The sequence below is a fragment of the Nocardioides mangrovi genome (assembly GCF_020073815.1).
GTDB lineage: Bacteria > Actinomycetota > Actinomycetes > Propionibacteriales > Nocardioidaceae > Nocardioides > Nocardioides mangrovi.
Window position 1 is genome coordinate 368,548 of the sequence record NZ_JAIQZJ010000001.1, and the last position, 16,738, is coordinate 385,285.

Genomic DNA, 16,738 nt, shown 5'->3' on the forward strand with positions numbered 1-16,738 from the left:
GCGTTCTCCGGCGTTTGATCTGGCCTTCGTCCGCATGTTGAGCCCTAGACTGCCCACCGAGCCCGGCCGGGTTCTGGAATGGGAGGACCGAGTTGAAGTCTCGACGCGTCCGCGAGCGGGCGGTGCCGAGGGGTGTGGCAGGACTCGTCCTGGCGCTCCTGCTCGCACCCGTGCTCGCCCTGATGTCCTCGACCGCGGCTCACGCGGTCGACACGCTGTGTCTGCCTGACGCCACCCACGGCTGTCTGGCCGGCACGCTGCGGACCGAGGACGGAGTGCTGCCCGACGTCACGATCACGGTCACCGACGAGGCGGGTGCGGCCCAGGAGGTCGTCACCAGCGAGACCGGCAAGTGGAACCTCCGCGTCGACAAGGAGGGCCCCTACACGGTCAAGATCGACGAGTCGACGCTTCCCAAGGACCTGGTGACCGACGGTGAGGTCAAGGTGACCTCCAAGTTCGGCGTCACCATCCCGGCGCTCATCACGATCCGCACCGAGAACTACAGCGCCACGACCAGCAAGTTCGACGAGCTCCTCCAGAGCAGCGTCAACGGGCTGCGCCTGGGCCTCCTGCTGGCGCTCGCCTCGGTCGGCCTCTCGCTGATCTACGGCACCACCGGCCTCTCCAACTTCGCGCACGCCGAGCAGGTGACCCTCGGCGGCATGCTCGGCTACTACCTGATCAACGTCCACGGGCTCGGCCTGTGGGTGGGCGGTGTGCTCGTCGTGATCCTCTGCGCCTTCAGCGGCTGGCTGCAGGACCGGGTGCTCTGGCAGCCGCTGCGGCGGCGAGGGCTCGGCCTCACGCAGCTGATGATCGTGACGATCGGCCTCTCGCTGGCCCTGCAGTACGTCTACCAGTACACCGTCGGCGCACGGACCGTCCGGGTCGTCCAGGACAACCCGGAGGTCAGCGAGTTCGGGCCGATCACGATCACCAACCAGTCGATCGTCGCCATGGTGATCTCGGTGGTCGTGCTCGCGGCGGTCGGCTACGCGCTGCTGCGCACGCGCATCGGCCGAGCGACCCGCGCGGTCTCCGACAACCCGGCCCTCGCCGCGGCGTCGGGCATCGACACCGACAAGGTGATCCGGCTGGTGTGGACCGTCGCGATGGGTCTCGCGGGCCTCTCCGGCATCCTCTACGCGCTGGTCACCAACGGCATCAAGTGGGACACCGGGCTCCAGATCCTGCTGCTGCTCTTCGCAGCGGTCACCCTCGGCGGTCTCGGCACCGCCTTCGGAGCCCTCGTCGGCGCGCTGATCATCGGCCTCGTCGTCGAGCTCTCCCCGGTCCTCGGGATGCCGGGTGACTTCAAGTACGCGACCGCGCTGCTGATCCTGATCCTGCTCCTGCTGGTGCGGCCCCAGGGTCTGCTCGGCAAGCCGCAGCGGATCGGCTGAGGAGGGACTGACGAGCATGGACAACATCCAGTACATCCTCAACGGCATGGTCCGCGAGGCGCTGTCCCCGCAGACCGCCGCCGTCGCGATCGCCGTCATCGGCCTGAACATCCACTTCGGCTTCACGGGCCTGCTCAACATGGGTCAGTCGGCCTTCATGCTGCTCGGCGCGTACGGCTTCGCGATCTCGATCTGGCACGGCCTGCCGATGATCCTCGGCATCCTGTTCGGCTTCGGCGCCGCCTTCATCTTCGCCCTGATCCTCGGCGCTCCGACCCTGAAGCTACGCGGTGACTACCTGGCGATCGTGACGATCTCCGCAGCGGAGATCATCAGGTACGTCGGGCGATCAGCCCTGCTGGTCGACTTCACCGGATCGGCGCAGGGCATCCCCGGCAGCAAGTACACGACGGCGTTCGACAACCTGTCGTTCTTCGGCAACGGCTCCTTCACGCTGATCCCGTTCAACTACCGCGACGTCGCCGACGGTGCCGCGTGGGTGCGGGTGATCGGCTGGATCCTGGTGGTCGCGGTCATCACCCTGATCGTCCTCCGGCTGCGGCGCGGCGGTGCCTTCGAGGGCATCGCCCAGGCCGCCCTCACCGCGCTGATGTTCGTCGTCGGGATCTTCCTGATCTTCTTCCTCTTCCCCGTGCCCTACCTGAGCAGCGAGTGGTGGGTCCGATTCGTGGCGTGGGCCCTGGTCTTCGCGTGCACGGCGGTGGTCTTCCTGCTGGTGCGCAGCCCCTGGGGCCGCGCACTGCGGGGCATCCGCGAGGACGAGGACGCGATCCGATCGCTCGGCAAGAACGTGTTCGCGATCAAGATGCAGGCGCTCGTCATCGGCGGTCTCTTCGGCGCACTCGGCGGCATGGTCTACGTGCTGTCCTCCAGCGTGCAGCCGGACTCGATGGGCCGCTCGCTGACGTTCTTCTGCTACACCGCGCTCCTGCTCGGTGGCGCCGCGACGATCTTCGGCCCGGTGCTCGGCTCGGTGCTGTTCTTCGCGGGCCGCATCGGCATCAAGTACATCGCCGCGACGTACGTGCCCGACAGCGTCATGAGCGGTCAGCAGACCGAGCAGTTCTCCTACATCGTGGTCGGCGTCGCGCTCATGCTGCTCGTGATCTTCCGACCGCAAGGCATCCTGGGCAACAAGAGGGAGCTGCGATTCAATGTCTGACCAGATGGCCCAGCCGACGGCCGCCTCCGGCATGGCCGACCCGGCGGCGCGCAGGGCGCTCACCGGCGGGTTCGCCCCCGAGCCGGGCTCGGCCAAGCCGGACCCGATCCTCGTGGTGGACAACATCGTCCGTCAGTTCGGCGGCATGACCGCCGTGGACGTCGGCCACCTCGAGGTGCAGCGCGGCCTGATCACCGCGCTCATCGGCCCCAACGGCGCCGGCAAGACGACCTTCTTCAACCTGATCACCGGGTTCGACCGGCCCACGACGGCCGGCAAGGGCGCCCACTGGGCCTTCGACGGCCGCACCCTCGACAAGACGTCGGCCTCGAGCGTCGCCCGGGCCGGCATGGTGCGGACCTTCCAGCTCACCAAGGCGCTCAGCGCGATGACGGTGATCGAGAACATGATGCTCGGCGCGCAGGACCAGGCCGGCGAGAACCTCTTCAAGTCGATGTTCCGCGGCACCTGGGCCAAGCAGGAGCGCGAGATCGAGGCGAAGGCCGACGAGCTGCTCGGCCGCTTCAAGCTCTACGAGAAGAAGCACGACTACGCCGGCAGCCTCTCGGGCGGTCAGCGCAAGCTGCTCGAGATGGCCCGCGCCCTCATGAGCGACCCGAAGATGATCATGCTCGACGAGCCGATGGCGGGCGTGAACCCCGCACTGACGCAGTCGCTGCTCGGGCACGTGCAGTCCCTCCGCGACGAGGGCATGACGGTCCTCTTCGTCGAGCACGACATGCACGTCGTCCGCCACATCTCGGACTGGGTCGCCGTGATGGCCGAGGGCAAGCTGGTGGCCGAGGGACCCGCCGACACGGTGATGTCCGACCAGGCCGTCATCGACGCCTACCTCGGCGCCCACCACGACACCGACCTCGGCGACGACGCGCTGCTGACCGACGAGGCCATCGAGGAGCTCGAGGAAGAGGTCGCCGCCGAGCGCGAGGCCGAGGAGGAGACCAAGTGAGCGAGCAGCAGCAGGCCGGAGCGACGGCCACCGCCACCACCCAGCGTCCGGTCATCGAGGCCACGGACGTCGTCGCGGGCTACCTGCCCGGCGTCAACATCCTCAACGGGTGCAGCCTCGCCGCCTACCCGGGCGAGATGATCGGCATCATCGGCCCCAACGGCGCCGGCAAGTCGACGCTGCTCAAGGCGATGTTCGGCCTGGTGAAGGTGCACTCGGGGTCGGTCGTCCTGGGCGACCGCGACATCACCAACCTGCGCACCAACCAGCTGGTGGAGATGGGTGTCGGCTTCGTGCCGCAGACCAACAACGTCTTCCCGTCGCTGACCATCGAGGAGAACCTCCGGATGGGCCTCTACCTGCGGCCCAAGAAGATCCGCGAGCGCCTCGACGCGATGTGGGACCTCTTCCCCAACCTGCACGAGCGCAAGGACCGCAGCGCCGGAGCGCTCTCCGGTGGTGAGCGCCAGTCCCTGGCGATGGCCCGAGCCCTGATGATGGAGCCGTCGGTGCTGCTCCTCGACGAGCCGTCCGCCGGCCTGTCGCCGGTGCGCCAGGACGAGACCTTCATCCGCACCCGCCGGATCAACAAGACCGGCGTGTGCGTCGTCATGGTCGAGCAGAACGCCCGCCGCTGCCTGCAGATCTGCGACCGCGGCTACGTGCTCGACCAGGGCCGCGACGCCCACACCGGCACCGGCCGCGAGCTCGCCAACGACCCGAAGGTCATCGAGCTCTACCTGGGCACCCTCGCCAAGGACGTCGACGAGTCCCGCGAGCACTGAGGCCACGGCCTCACCCGTCGTACGCCGAACGGCCCGTCCCTTCCGGGGACGGGCCGTTTCGCGTCGGGACCTGGTGCCGCTGGTCGTCCCAACGGGGCAGATGCGGGGGCCGGACGGTGAGCACCGGCAGGCAGCGCGCCGGCAGGGGAGGACGACGAAGGGCCCCGGACCTGACGGTCCGGGGCCCTCGCGCGGTGCTACGTGGAGCTGATCAGCTCTTCGAGCCCTCGACCGTGGTCGTGAGCTTGATCGAGTTGTCGGCCTGGAACTGGTAGATGCCGACGAACGCCGACGACGGGTCGTTCTCGTCGTCGATCGGACCGATGCCCGAGGGACCCTTGTAGTGGATCTCCTTGCCGTCGCCGAGCAGGGCGACGCAGTCGGCGTAGGAGGTGCACTCCTCGCCGTCCGTGGCGCCGGAGACGGCGGCGATGTTGTCCTTGATCGTCGTCGGGTCGGTGGCGCCGCCCTTCACCGCGGCGAGCGCGGCGAGGATGGTGGCGTCGTAGGACTCGGCGCCGTAGGCGTAGTCCTTCAGCGGCTTGCCCTCGCCGACCTCGGCCCACCCGCTGAGGCGGTCCTTGAAGGTCGCGTCGGGGTCAGCACCCGGGATCGTGCCCTGAGCACCCTCGAGGGTGCCCTTGGCGAAGTCCGCGCTGTAGTCGGCGGTGTTGCCGTCCGAGTAGTACGTCTTCGACATGTCCCAGCCGGCCGACTTGAGCTCGGGGACGATCGACTTGGTCTCGTCGAAGGCGAGGACGACGATCGCGTCCGGCTTGGCGGCGAGGACGCCCTGGACCTCGGCCGAGAACGTCGTCTGGCCGGCCGGGAACTCGTCGCCGTCACCCTTGCAGCCGTAGACGCACGAACCGCCGGCGCCCTCGACCGTCTCCTGGACCGCGTTGCGCAGGCCGGTGCCGTAGGTGTCGTTGAACACCAGGAAGCCGACCTTCGTGTAGCCGTCGGTGGTGACCAGGGTGCCGAGCGCGTTGCCCTGGATGCCGTCCGGCGGAGCGGTACGGAAGTACCACGGCGAGTAGCCGGAGAGGTCGACCGCGGTGTTCGCGGGCGAGATCTCGACGATCTTGTTCTTCGCGAAGGTGTCGACGACGTTGAGCGAGACGCTCGACGACGCGGCGCCGACCACGATGGACGGCTTGCTCGCGACGAGCGTGCCGGCCGACGCGGTGGAGACCGACATGTCGGTCGAGTCACCGGAGTCCTGGACGTCGTGGCACGCCTGCGCGCCGTTGACGCCGCCGGCGGCGTTGATGTCGGACACGGCCAGGCCGACACCCGCGATCTCCGGGGGACCGAGGAAGGCGAGGTTTCCGGTGAGCGGCAGGATGCCGCCGACGCGGAAGCTGTCGGCGCTGGTCTGGCTCGAGGAGCACTTGTCGTTGGTGAACGAGTCGGTGGCCGGAGCGCTCGAGTCCGAGGTCGAGGGGGTGTCGCCGGCGCTGCTGCCGTCCGAGCCATCGGAGTCGGAGCCGCAGGCAGCCAGGGAGAGGCTGAGTACGGCGGTGCCCGCCATCAGCTTCACCCAGGTGGCGGTTGTGGATCGATTCACGTCGTGAACCTTTCTGTCGCGTTGGTGCACTTCACCGCGCCCGCCCTCCCGAAAGGTTGGGCAATAGCGATGCCACCGTAGGACCGGCCCTGTGGTGGGTGGTGCTACGGCACCCTGTCGTTAGCGAACCGTTACGTCAATGAAGTGCGGCCGCCAGCTGCACCAGGAGAGGCGCGACGAGCAGGGCCGGGAGCAGGTCCGCGACCGGGATCTCCCGCACCCGGAGCAGGCGCAGCGCGACGCCGACCAGGAGCAGCCCGCCCGTCGCCGTGATCGCCGCCAGGTGAGCGTCCGGGAGCACGTCGCCGAGGCCCAGCCCGACCAGCGTCAGGGAGCCCTGCACGACCACCACGGTGACCGCGCTGGCCGCGACGCCCCAGCCGAAGGAGGCCGCGAACGCGATCGCGGCGAAGCCGTCCAGCGCCGCCTTGAGATAGAGCTGGTCGGCGCCGTTCCCGAGGCCGTCGTTCAGCGACCCGAGGATGGTCAGCGGGCCGGTGCAGAAGACCAGCGACGAGACCACGAAGCCCTCGATGAAGCGGTGCCGGTCCGCAGAGTCCGACGACCCGGCGAGGCGGGTCTGCAGCCAGCCGCCGAGCGACTCCACCCGGGACTCCAGCCGCAGCAGCGACCCGACGATCCCGCCGATCAGCAGCGAGCCGAGCACGATCAGCATCGGGGCGTCCGAGCCGACGTCGTCGGCCAGCGTGTCGTCGAGCACGGCCATCGCCGACGTACCCGCGATCAGGAGCGTGACCAGGCCGAGACCGTCGGTCACGACGTCGCGGGTGCGGACCGGCAACCGGTTGCCGAGGAGGACTCCGAGGGTGCTGCCGAGCAGGACGGTGGCGACGTTGACGACGGTGCCGATTCCGGGGATCACAGGACTCCTCTGACAGGACAGCGACGCTGAGCGTAGTCTCTCGGGTTGGAGCCGCGTTCGGGGGACGGGAGACGTGGCATAGGCGTGGAAGGTCCGAGAAGGCGATGGCTCGATGACCCGCTCCCAGGTGTCGCTGCGCGCAGCGACGGCCGATGACGCAACCCGTCTCGCCGAGGTGTGGGGCGACGTGATCCGTCGTGTCGACGCCGAGGAACGCGTGGCCGACATGACCGCCGTGCTGGCCGCCGTGGCCGAGTCGACCGACCAGCGGATCGTGGTCGCCGAGTACGACGGCCAGTTCGCCGGCGCGGTCCACCTCCAGGCGACCACGATGTCCGCCCTCAACCTCGAGCCGGTCGTCCGGGCGCTCTCGCCGCACGTCCTGCCGGAGTTCCGCCGGCACGGCGTCGGCAGCGCACTCATGGACGCCGCGGTGCAGTGGGCCGAGGAGCTCGGCATCGGGCACGTCGCGACCGCCGCGGTCGCGGGCTCGCGCGACGCCAACCGGTTCATGGCCCGGATCGCGCTCGGCCCCTACGCCGTGCTCCGGGTCGCCACCACCCACGCCGTCCGCGCGCGGCTCACCGCTCACCGGCGCCCGGCGATCGCGAGCGGCGGCCGCCAGCTCACCCAGGTCCTCGCCGCGCGGCGGTCGATGCGGCGCAGCCGAGCCGCCGCGGAGGGGTAGCTCCCGCGGGTGACGGAGCGCTAGAAGCGGTCCTTCGGCACCAGCGCGCAGGTGATGCGCGAGGTGCAGACCCGCTTGCCGCGCTCGTCGGTGATCACGACCTCGTACGACGCGGTGGTGCGTCCGAGGTGGATCGCGGTCGCCGTACCCGTGACCGTGCCGGACGTCGCGGCGCGGTGGTGGGTCGCGTTGATCTCGATCCCGACCGAGAGCTTGTCCGGGTGGGCGTGGATGGCCGAGCCGACGGAGCCGAGTGTCTCGGCCAGCACCACCGAGGCGCCGCCGTGGAGCAGCCCGTAGGGCTGGGTGTTGCCCTCGACGGGCATCGTCGCGACGAGGCGCTCGGCGGAGATCTCGACGAGCTCGATGCCCATCTTCTCGTTGAGCCCGCCCATGCCGAGCGGCATCTGGGCGAGGAACTCGTCGATGTCGAGGGAGTCGGTCATGGGCACATCCTGCCTGTCGGTGGCGACTACTAGAGTCGGAGGGTGCCCCGCCTCCTGCTGCTCGACGGTCACTCGCTCGCCTACCGCGCGTTCTTCGCGCTGCCGGTGGAGAACTTCTCGACCACCACCGGCCAGCACACCAACGCGGTCTACGGCTTCACCTCGATGCTCATCAACGTGCTCCGCGACGAGCAACCCACCCACGTCGGCGTCGCCTTCGACGTCTCGCGGCAGACCTTCCGCCTCGAGCAGTACTCCGAGTACAAGGCCAAGCGCAACAAGACGCCGGGGGAGTTCTCCAGCCAGCTGCCGCTCATCGAGGAGGTCCTCGACGCCCTCAACATCCCCTTCCTGAAGAAGGAGGGCTACGAGGCCGACGACATCATCGCCACGCTCGTCACCCAGGCGCTCGCCGAGGACGACATGGAGGTGCTGATCCTCACCGGTGACCGCGACTCGCTCCAGCTGGTCACCGACCGCTCCACGGTGCTCTACCCGATGCGGGGCGTGTCCGACCTGGCCCGGATGACGCCGGCCGCGGTGGAGGACAAGTACGGCGTCCCGCCCGAGCGCTACCCCGAGCTCGCGGCGATCGTGGGGGAGACCTCCGACAACCTGCCCGGCGTGCCGGGCGTGGGCCAGGGCTTCGCGGCCAAGTGGATCAACCAGTACGACGGCCTCGACAACGTCATCGCCCACGCCGACGAGATCACCGGCAAGAAGGGCGAGGCGCTGCGCGAGCACCTCGGCGACGTGATCCGCAACCGCCAGCTCAACGCCCTCGTGCGCGACCTGCCGCTCGAGCTCGGCCCGACGGACCTGGCGCTGCGGCCGTGGGACCGCCAGGAGGTGCACACCCTCTTCGACGGCCTGGAGTTCCGGGTGCTGCGCGACCGGCTCTTCGAGACGCTCACCTCCGAGGAGGACGTCGACGACTCCGGCTTCGACCTCGCGACCGCGGTGCTCGGCGCCGGGCAGGTCGGGCCGTGGCTGGCCGAGCACGCCGCCGACGGTGCCCGGGTCGGGGTCCACGTCGCCGGGCGGTGGGGTGCCGGCACCGGCGAGGTCACCGGGCTGGCGCTCGCGACCACCGACGGCACCGCCGCCTGGGTCGCCGCCGACGACATCGCCCCCGACGACCAGGACGCGCTCGCCACGTGGCTCGCCGACGCCGGCCGGCCCAAGGTCCTCCACGACGCCAAGGGCCCGATGCTCGCGCTCGCGGCGTGGGGCACCCCGCTCGCCGGCCTGGCCCGCGACACCGCGCTGTCGGCCTACCTCGCCCGCCCCGACCAGCGCTCCTACGACCTCGCCGACCTGACCGTCCGCTACCTCAAGCGCGAGCTCAAGCAGGGTGGCGCCGACGACGGCCAGCTCAGCCTGGGACTGGAGGATGAGTCTGCGGGCGAGGTGGAGATGCTGCATGCCCGCGCGGTGCTCGACCTGGCCGCGGCGCTCGACGAGGAGCTCGACGAGCGTGGCGGCACCCGCCTGCTCGCGGAGGTCGAGCTGCCGCTGATCGACCTGCTCGCGACGATGGAGCAGACCGGCATCGCCGTCGACACCGAGCACCTCGAGTCGCTCGAGAGCCACTTCGCGTCCGAGGTGCGCGCGGCCGCCGAGGAGGCGTTCGCGGTGATCGGCAAGGAGATCAACCTCGGCTCGCCCAAGCAGCTCCAGGTGGTGCTCTTCGACGAGCTCGACATGCCGAAGACCAAGCGCACCAAGACCGGCTACACCACCGACGCCGACGCGCTCCAGGCGCTCTACGTGAAGACCGAGCACCCCTTCCTCCTGTACCTGCTCCGCCACCGCGACGTGTCCCGGCTGCGGCAGACGATCGAGGGGCTGCTCAAGACGGTCGCCTCGGACGGCCGGATCCACACCACCTTCAACCAGACGATCGCGGCCACGGGCCGGCTCTCCAGCACCGACCCCAACCTGCAGAACATCCCGATCCGCACCGAGGAGGGTCGCCGGATCCGCGAGGGCTTCGTCGTCGGCCCCGGGCACGAGTCGCTGATGACGGCGGACTACAGCCAGATCGAGATGCGGATCATGGCCCATCTGTCCGAGGACGACCTGCTGATCGAGGCGTTCAAGTCCGGCCGCGACTTCCACTCGATCACCGCCTCCCGGGTCTTCGACGTCCCGGCAGACGACGTGACCGTCGAGATGCGGGCCAAGATCAAGGCGATGAACTACGGCCTCGCCTACGGCCTCTCGGCGTTCGGTCTCGGCCAGCAGCTCGGCATCGACCCGGGCGAGGCGCGTGGCCTGATGGACGAGTACTTCCAGACCTTCGGCGGCATCCGCGACTACCTCGGCGGCGTCGTCGAGGAGGCCCGCAAGACCGGCTTCACCGAGACCATCATGGGGCGCCGCCGCTACCTGCCCGACCTGACCAGCGACAACCGGCAGCGTCGCGAGATGGCCGAGCGGATGGCGCTCAACGCGCCCATCCAGGGCTCGGCCGCCGACCTGATCAAGGTCGCGATGCTCAACGTCGACCGCGCGATCGCCGCGGCCGGGCTGCGCTCCCGGATGCTGCTCCAGGTCCACGACGAGCTCGTGTTCGAGGTCGCGACCGGCGAGGCCGACGCCCTCGAGGTGCTGGTCCGCGAGCAGATGGCCGGGGCGGCCGACCTCGCCGTCCCGCTCGACGTCTCGGTCGGCACCGGCCGCAGCTGGCACGAGGCCGCTCACTAGCTGAGCGGCGGGGCTCCGACCGGCTCCGGCGCGGGCGCGGGCCGGGTGACGTAGAGGCTGATCGCGAGCAGTGCGGCCAGCAGCACCGTGTCGACGCTGATCACCACCGTGAGCAGGCCGTCGAGCGAGGACGCCGCCAGGCCGAGCAGCACCATCGTCACGAACGCCGCCCACACCAGGTAGACCGAGCGGGCACCGCGGCGGGCGAGCACCGAGTAGACCAGCAGCTGCAGCATCGACAGGACGGTGCCGAGGATCGCGAAGACCCAGAGCTCGTCGGTGATCTCGTCGTAGTCGCCGCCGCCCACGAAGATCAGCGCCAGGTCGGGCAGCAGGAGCGCGCCCAGGGTGACCGCCGCGCCGAGCGCGGCGACCAGCGACAGGCTGAGCGTGATCGCCCGGCGCCGCTCGCCGACGGTCGACATCGACGGGAACGCCACGACCACGACGAACTGCGGCAGGAAGAGCACCGCCTTGGTGAGGATCAGGCCGCCGGCGTAGAGGCCGGCGTCGTGCTCGTCGAGCACGTTGCGCGCGATCACGATGTCGGCGTTGGAGAGCGCGAAGAAGGCGAGCAGCACCTGGGAGTTGTGGAAGCTCTCCCGCATCACCCGGCGGAAGCCGTGCTCCTCCGACTGGACCCCGGGGTCGCGCGGGCGACGCAGGAAGAACCAGCCGGCGACGACGGGCGCGCAGGCGCCGAGCCCGGTGCCGATCAGCGCCGACAGCTCGCTCGGCTGCCAGAGCACCAGGGCCGTGCCGATCACCAGGCGCGGCACGCCGCTGAGCAGGTAGAGGACCGACAGCGCGTTCCAGCGTCGCTCGCCCTGGAGGATGCCGGCCTGGCCGCCCATGATCGTGAACGGGATCGACACCACCGAGACCAGCGCCGCGGTGAGGATGCTGTCGAGCCGGAGCACTGCGTTGAGCAGCGGCGTCAGGATGAGCAGCACCACGCCCAGCGCCAGCGAGGCGCGGTAGGTGACGCCCAGGATCGTCTTCTCGATCTGCGCGACGTGCTCGGGCTCCGCCGCGATCCGCCGCGCGGCGGTCGCCTGGAGGCCGAGCTGGAGGACCGTGATCACCAGCAGGGTCGCCATCAGGCTGGCCAGCGCGCCGTACGACTTCGGCCCCAGCAGGCGCGCCGCGATCATCGTGAAGCCGTACGTCGACACGTTCATGACGGCCATCGCGACGGCGATGGAGCCACCACCGCTCAGCAGTTGGGTCAGTCGGCGGGTGAGGGCCACGGGAGGGAAGCGTATGCGAGACTCGCGCGCGTGACTGCCGCCGGTGCCCTGCTTCGTGCGTTGCGCCCGAAGCAGTGGACCAAGAACCTCCTGGTGGTCGCGGCGCCGCTGGCCGCGGGCGACCTCGCGGAGCCCGGCGTGCTCGGCCCGACGGTGCTGGCGTTCGTCGCCTTCTGTCTCGCGTCCTCGTCGATCTACCTGGTCAACGACAGCGCCGACGTCGAGGCCGACCGACTGCACCCGCGCAAGCGCTTCCGCCCGATCGCCGCCGGCGAGCTCTCCATCCGTACGGCGCTGCTGTGCGCGGCCGTGCTCTTCGCGGCGAGCGTGCTGCTCGCGGTCGCGGCCAACCTCGCGTTCGTCGCGCTGCTCGTCACCTACGTGGCGGTGATGGTCGCCTACTCGCTGCGGCTCAAGCACGAGCCGGTCCTCGACCTGGCGCTCGTCGCCGCCGGCTTCCTGATGCGTGCGGTCGCCGGTGGCCTCGCGGCCGACATCCCGATCTCCGACTCCTTCCTCATGGTGGCCGGCTTCGGCTCGCTCTTCATCGTGGCCGGCAAGCGCTACTCCGAGCTGCACACCCTCGGCAGCGAGGCCGGCACCCGCCGGTCGCTGGTGCGCTACACCGACTCCTACCTGCGCTTCGTGTGGAGCATCGCGGCCGCCGTCACGATCACGGCGTACAGCCTGTGGGCCTTCGAGAACGCCGCGACCTCGGGCATCCCGTGGCACACGCTCTCGATCGTGCCGTTCGTGGTCGGCCTGCTCCGCTACGCCGTCGACATCGACGCGGGCCAGGCCGCCGAGCCGGAGGACATCGTCTGGGGCGACCGCCTGCTCCAGGGCATCGGCGTCGTGTGGGTCGTCGTGCTCACCCTCGGAGTGGTCGGTGTCTGAGCTCACCGGTTGGGGACGCACGGCCGCCACCGTCGGCTGCCCGGTCTCCGCGACCGCCGCCGAGGTGCCCGCCGTCGTCCGAGCGGCCGGCGAACGAGGCCTGATCGCCCGCGGCCTGGGCCGCTCGTACGGCGATCCGGCGCAGAACGCCGGGGGAGACGTGCTGCTCCCGCTGCCGACCGAGATCGGTGCGGTCGCCGCCGACGGCACGGTCCGGGTGGGCGCCGGCACCAGCCTCCACGACCTCATGGTCGCGCTGCTGCCGCGCGGTCGCTTCGTCCCCGTCACGCCCGGCACCCGCTACGTCACGGTCGGCGGCGCGCTCGCCTGCGACGTGCACGGCAAGAGCCACCACGTCACCGGCAGCTTCGGCGACCAGGTCGTCGACCTCGACCTGGTCCTCGCCAGCGGCGAGACCCGCACCGTCGGGCCGGCTCGCGAGCCTGAGCTCTTCTGGGCGACGGTCGGCGGTCTCGGGCTCACCGGCGTGATCACCGCCGCGACCCTGCGCACCATCCCCGTCGAGACGGCGTACGCCGAGGTGAGCACGCAGCGGCTGCCCGACCTCGACGCCGTGATGGGCGAGATGCGCGAGGGCGACGCCGACGTCACCTATTCGGTCGCCTGGATCGACACCCTCGCCCGCGGCGCCGCGATGGGCCGCTCGGTGCTCTCCCGTGGCGAGCACGCCACCCGCGAGCTCCTCGGAGACGTGCCCGACGTGCTCGCCCCGCCGCGCCCTCCCCGGCTCACCGTCCCGCTCACCCCGCCGGTCAACCTCGTCTCGCTGCCCGCCGTCCGCGCCTTCAACGAGGCGTGGTTCCGCAAGGCCCCGCGGCACCGCACCGGCGAGATCCAGTCGCTCGCCACCTTCTTCCATCCGCTCGACGGCATCGCCGGCTGGAACCGCGCCTACGGCCCGCACGGCTTCGTGCAGTACCAGTTCGTCGTCCCCGACCACGAGGACGCGACGCTGGTCCGCATCCTCGAGCGCATCTCGGCCGCCCGGCTCCCGTGCTTCCTGGCCGTCCTCAAGCGCTTCGGTCCGGGCAACGACGGACTCCTCTCCTTCCCGATGGCCGGGTGGACCCTCGCGTACGACGTGCCCGCCCATCCGAGCCTCGCGCCGCTGCTCGAGGAGCTCGACCGGCAGGTCGTCGCGGCCGGCGGCCGGGTCTACCTCGCCAAGGACTCCCGGCTCCACCCGGCGCTGCTTCCCCAGATGTACCCCCGGCTCGACGAGTTCCGCGCGGTCCGCGAGGAGGTCGACCCGCACCGGGTCCTCCGCTCCGACCTGGCGCGACGATTGGAGATCTGATGCTCAACGCCCTCGGTCAGCCCCAGACGCTGCTGCTCCTCGGCGGCACCAGCGACATCGCCCTGGCGACCGCCCGGGTCTGGGCGCGCTCCGGCGACCTGCACGTCGTGCTCGCGGCCCGCCCGGGCCCGCGGCGCGACGCGGCCGCCGCCGAGCTGACCGCCGCGGGCGCGAGCGTCGCGGCCGTCGACCTTGAGGCCGAGGCGACCGACACCCACTCCGCGCTGATCGCCGGCATCGAGCGCGACATCGACGTCGCGCTGGTGGCCTTCGGCGTCCTCGGCGACGAGGAGCGGGCCTGGCAGGACCACGCCGCCGCGGTCCACCTGGCCACCGTCAACTACACCGCGCCGGTCAGCCTCGGCGTCTGCCTCGCGGACCGGATGAAGCGGCAGGGCCACGGGGTGGTCGTCGCCCTCTCCTCGGTGGCGGGGGAGCGGGTCCGCCGCTCCAACTTCGTCTACGGCTCCTCGAAGGCCGGCATGGACGGCTTCTACCTCGGCCTCGGCGAGGCGCTCCGCGGCACCGGCGCCCGGGTGCTCGTGGTCCGGCCGGGGTTCGTGCGCACCAAGATGACCGAGGGCCGCGACCCGGCCCCGCTGTCGGTCGACGCGGACGACGTCGCCGCCGCGATCGTCAAGGGCATCGCGAACGGCGACGACCTGATCTGGGTGCCGGCCGCCATGCGCGGCGTCATGTCCGGCCTGCGGCACGTGCCGCGCGCGCTCTTCCGGAAGCTCCCCCTGTAGTGGACCAGGTCCGCAGGTGGGCCCCGGCCGCGTGGGCGCTCGCCCTGGCGGTGCTGCTGCTCGGCCCGGCGCTGGCGCCCGGCTACCTGCTGACCTACGACATGGTGTGGGTGCCCGACCTGGCCCTGCGCGGCGACTTCCTCGGGCTCGGTACGGCGCTCCCGCGGGCCGTGCCCTCCGACGCGGTCGTCGCGGTGCTCGACCAGGTCGTCCCCGGCATGCTCCTCCAGAAGGTCGTCCTCCTCGGCGGCCTGGTGCTCGGCGGCATCGGCGCCGCCCGCCTGGCCGGGCCGTCGCTCCTCGCCCGCCTGGTCGCGACCAGCGTCTACGTGTGGAGCCCCTTCGTCGTCGAGCGGCTCTGGATCGGCCACTGGCCGGTGCTGCTGTGCTGGGCGGTGCTGCCCTGGGTGGTCCTCGAGGGCGTGCGCTTCCGCGACCAGGGCCGGCTCGGTGCCGCCCTGCCCTTCCTCCTGCTCGCCGGCTCGCTGAGCGTCAACGCGGGCCTGATGACCGCCGCCGCGGTCCTCGCCGTCGGCCTCACCCGACGCGGCGCGGCGCGTCTGGTCACGGCGGTCGTCGCCGCCAACGCGCCGTGGCTGGTCGCCGGGCTCCTGCACGCCGGTGACGCGACCTCCAGCGCGGCTGGCTCCGTCTTCGGCCTGCACGGCGACGGCCTGCCCGCGCCGCTCGCGGCGCTCACCCTCGGCGGGATCTGGAACGCCGACGTCGTCCCCGGCTCGCGCGACGTGATCGTGCTGCCGCTCGTCTACGCCGTCGCCCTGGTCGCCGCGGCCGTGGCCGGCGCCCGGCCGTTGTGGCGCCGGCTCGGCCGCCGTACGACGGGCGCGCTAATCGCCCTGTGGGTGGCCGGGTACGCCGTCGCGCTCCTCTCGTGGGCCGCCCCGGACGCGCTCGGCGCGGTCGCCGAGCACGTGCCCGGCGGCGGCGTGCTCCGCGACGGGACCCGCTTCCTCGCGCTCTGCGCCCCGCTCACCGCCGCCCTCGTCGCGGCCGGCGCGGTCCGGCTCGCCGAGGCGCTCGCCGGCGTCCCGCTGCGGGTGGTCGCCGGAGTGGGGGCCGCGCTGCTGCCGCTGGCGCTGATGCCGGACGCCGGGTGGGGGATCTCGGGCGAGCTGCGCACTGCGTCGTACCCCGGGGACTACGCCGCCGCCCGCGCCACGCTCGCCGACGACCGGCCCGGCGGCGACCTCCTCGTGCTGCCCTTCAGCAGCTACCGCGCGCCGGCCTGGAACCACGGCCGGCCGGTGCTGGACCCGCTGCCGCGCTACCTCCAGCCCGACTACGTCGTCGACGACCGGCTCTCCGTCGACGGCCGGCTGCTGGCGGGGGAGGACCCCCGCGGCCCCGAGGTGCTGGCCGCGCTCGCGCTGCCCGACCCGGAGGCGCGGGCCGCCGCGCTGGGGCGGATCGGGATCGGGCTGGTCGCGCGCGAGACCGACACGCCGCAGGGCACGACGGGCGAGACGCCGGTCGCGGGGACGCCCGTCTACACCGGCGACGACCTGGAGGTGATCGCGATCGACACGCCGGTGCGGGACCGGGGCGTGTCCGCGGGGTGGTGGATCGCGCTTGCCCTAGCGTGGGGAAGCTACCTCGGAGTGCTCGCCGTCGGCGGGTGGAACGTGTTTCAATTCGGGTCCGCAACAATTCACCGGAAGTCGGGGTCCGGGTGATACCGTCTGCGGCGAAAGGGAGGACACATCGTGCAGGCTTTTCTGATCGGCATCGTGAGCATCGTCGTGGGAGGCGGTCTCGCCGGCGCCACGTTCGTGGGTCTCGTGAACTCGCAGACCGCTGCTCCGGACAAGTCGCCTGCCGACGTCAACGCTCCCGCCGTCGACTACGGCAACACCAAGTAGTAGT

At 71.2% G+C, this 16,738-nt stretch carries 15 protein-coding genes; 11 read left to right on the forward strand and 4 right to left on the reverse strand.

Going from position 1 to position 16,738, the window contains the following annotated elements:
* Nucleotides 1-134 precede the first annotated feature (134 nt).
* From K8U61_RS01715 to K8U61_RS01730, 4 genes are read left to right on the forward strand one after another with little or no spacing between them, the layout of a single operon-like run.
* Complete coding sequence (locus K8U61_RS01715) at nucleotides 135-1,406, forward strand: branched-chain amino acid ABC transporter permease (protein WP_224121232.1); 1,272 nt, start codon at nucleotides 135-137, stop codon at nucleotides 1,404-1,406.
* A 16-nt stretch (nucleotides 1,407-1,422) separates the two neighbouring features.
* A complete protein-coding gene (locus K8U61_RS01720) occupies nucleotides 1,423-2,589 on the forward strand; it encodes a branched-chain amino acid ABC transporter permease (protein ID WP_224121233.1) in 1,167 nt (388 codons plus the stop codon).
* Entirely contained in the window at nucleotides 2,582-3,559 is a 978-nt protein-coding gene (locus K8U61_RS01725; protein ID WP_224121234.1) for an ABC transporter ATP-binding protein, read from the forward strand. Before K8U61_RS01720 ends, K8U61_RS01725 begins: the two co-directional genes overlap by 8 nt.
* Nucleotides 3,556-4,344 carry an ABC transporter ATP-binding protein gene (locus tag K8U61_RS01730; protein ID WP_224121235.1) on the forward strand — a complete coding sequence of 263 codons (789 nt, stop codon included), beginning with the start codon at nucleotides 3,556-3,558 and terminating at the stop codon, nucleotides 4,342-4,344. Before K8U61_RS01725 ends, K8U61_RS01730 begins: the two co-directional genes overlap by 4 nt.
* A 211-nt stretch (nucleotides 4,345-4,555) precedes the next feature.
* On the opposite strand, the gene K8U61_RS01735 is transcribed toward K8U61_RS01730, so the two are convergent.
* Together K8U61_RS01735 and K8U61_RS01740 are read right to left on the reverse strand one after the other, a co-directional pair.
* Nucleotides 4,556-5,914 (reverse strand): ABC transporter substrate-binding protein, encoded by a 1,359-nt coding sequence (locus K8U61_RS01735; RefSeq protein WP_224121236.1) that lies wholly within the window; start codon nucleotides 5,912-5,914, stop codon nucleotides 4,556-4,558.
* 136 nt (nucleotides 5,915-6,050) lie between these two features.
* Entirely contained in the window at nucleotides 6,051-6,797 is a 747-nt protein-coding gene (locus K8U61_RS01740) for a DUF554 domain-containing protein (protein ID WP_224121237.1), read from the reverse strand.
* Nucleotides 6,798-6,909: 112 nt separating this feature from the next.
* On the opposite strand from K8U61_RS01740, the gene K8U61_RS01745 reads away from it, so the two are divergent.
* On the forward strand, nucleotides 6,910-7,485 hold the full coding sequence (locus tag K8U61_RS01745; RefSeq protein WP_224121238.1) for a GNAT family N-acetyltransferase: 576 nt from the start codon (nucleotides 6,910-6,912) through the stop codon (nucleotides 7,483-7,485).
* A 20-nt stretch (nucleotides 7,486-7,505) separates the two neighbouring features.
* Here the strand turns inward: K8U61_RS01745 and K8U61_RS01750 are convergent, their stop codons facing one another.
* The gene (locus K8U61_RS01750) at nucleotides 7,506-7,931 is read right to left on the reverse strand and encodes a PaaI family thioesterase (protein WP_224121239.1); all 426 of its coding nucleotides are present in this window, start codon (nucleotides 7,929-7,931) and stop codon (nucleotides 7,506-7,508) included.
* Nucleotides 7,932-7,973: 42 nt separating this feature from the next.
* Here K8U61_RS01750 and polA point away from each other — a divergent pair, with 42 nt between their 5' ends.
* Nucleotides 7,974-10,640, forward strand: a complete 2,667-nt coding sequence (polA, locus tag K8U61_RS01755; RefSeq protein ID WP_224121240.1) for a DNA polymerase I — start codon at nucleotides 7,974-7,976, stop codon at nucleotides 10,638-10,640.
* On the opposite strand, the gene K8U61_RS01760 is transcribed toward polA, so the two are convergent.
* Nucleotides 10,637-11,890 carry a lipopolysaccharide biosynthesis protein gene (locus tag K8U61_RS01760; RefSeq protein WP_224121241.1) on the reverse strand — a complete coding sequence of 418 codons (1,254 nt, stop codon included), beginning with the start codon at nucleotides 11,888-11,890 and terminating at the stop codon, nucleotides 10,637-10,639. The genes polA and K8U61_RS01760 overlap by 4 nt on opposite strands.
* 30 nt (nucleotides 11,891-11,920) lie before the next feature.
* On the opposite strand from K8U61_RS01760, the gene K8U61_RS01765 reads away from it, so the two are divergent.
* Genes K8U61_RS01765 through K8U61_RS01785 form a run of 5 tightly spaced genes read left to right on the forward strand, consistent with a single transcriptional unit; the run spans nucleotide 11,921 to nucleotide 16,734 of the window.
* Nucleotides 11,921-12,787 (forward strand): decaprenyl-phosphate phosphoribosyltransferase, encoded by an 867-nt coding sequence (locus K8U61_RS01765; protein WP_224121242.1) that lies wholly within the window; start codon nucleotides 11,921-11,923, stop codon nucleotides 12,785-12,787.
* Nucleotides 12,780-14,105, forward strand: coding sequence for an FAD-binding oxidoreductase (gene dprE1 / locus K8U61_RS25305; protein ID WP_224121243.1), 1,326 nt, complete (start codon nucleotides 12,780-12,782; stop codon nucleotides 14,103-14,105). The genes K8U61_RS01765 and dprE1 overlap by 8 nt, the downstream gene beginning before the upstream one ends.
* Nucleotides 14,105-14,854 carry a decaprenylphospho-beta-D-erythro-pentofuranosid-2-ulose 2-reductase gene (gene dprE2, locus K8U61_RS01775; protein WP_224121244.1) on the forward strand — a complete coding sequence of 250 codons (750 nt, stop codon included), beginning with the start codon at nucleotides 14,105-14,107 and terminating at the stop codon, nucleotides 14,852-14,854. The genes dprE1 and dprE2 overlap by 1 nt, the downstream gene beginning before the upstream one ends.
* Nucleotides 14,854-16,548: an MmpA family trehalose lipid delivery protein gene (locus tag K8U61_RS01780; RefSeq protein ID WP_224121245.1), complete on the forward strand. Its 1,695-nt coding sequence runs from the start codon at nucleotides 14,854-14,856 to the stop codon at nucleotides 16,546-16,548. The genes dprE2 and K8U61_RS01780 overlap by 1 nt, the downstream gene beginning before the upstream one ends.
* 30 nt (nucleotides 16,549-16,578) lie before the next feature.
* Nucleotides 16,579-16,734 carry a hypothetical protein gene (locus tag K8U61_RS01785; RefSeq protein ID WP_224121246.1) on the forward strand — a complete coding sequence of 52 codons (156 nt, stop codon included), beginning with the start codon at nucleotides 16,579-16,581 and terminating at the stop codon, nucleotides 16,732-16,734.
* Nucleotides 16,735-16,738 lie beyond the last annotated feature (4 nt).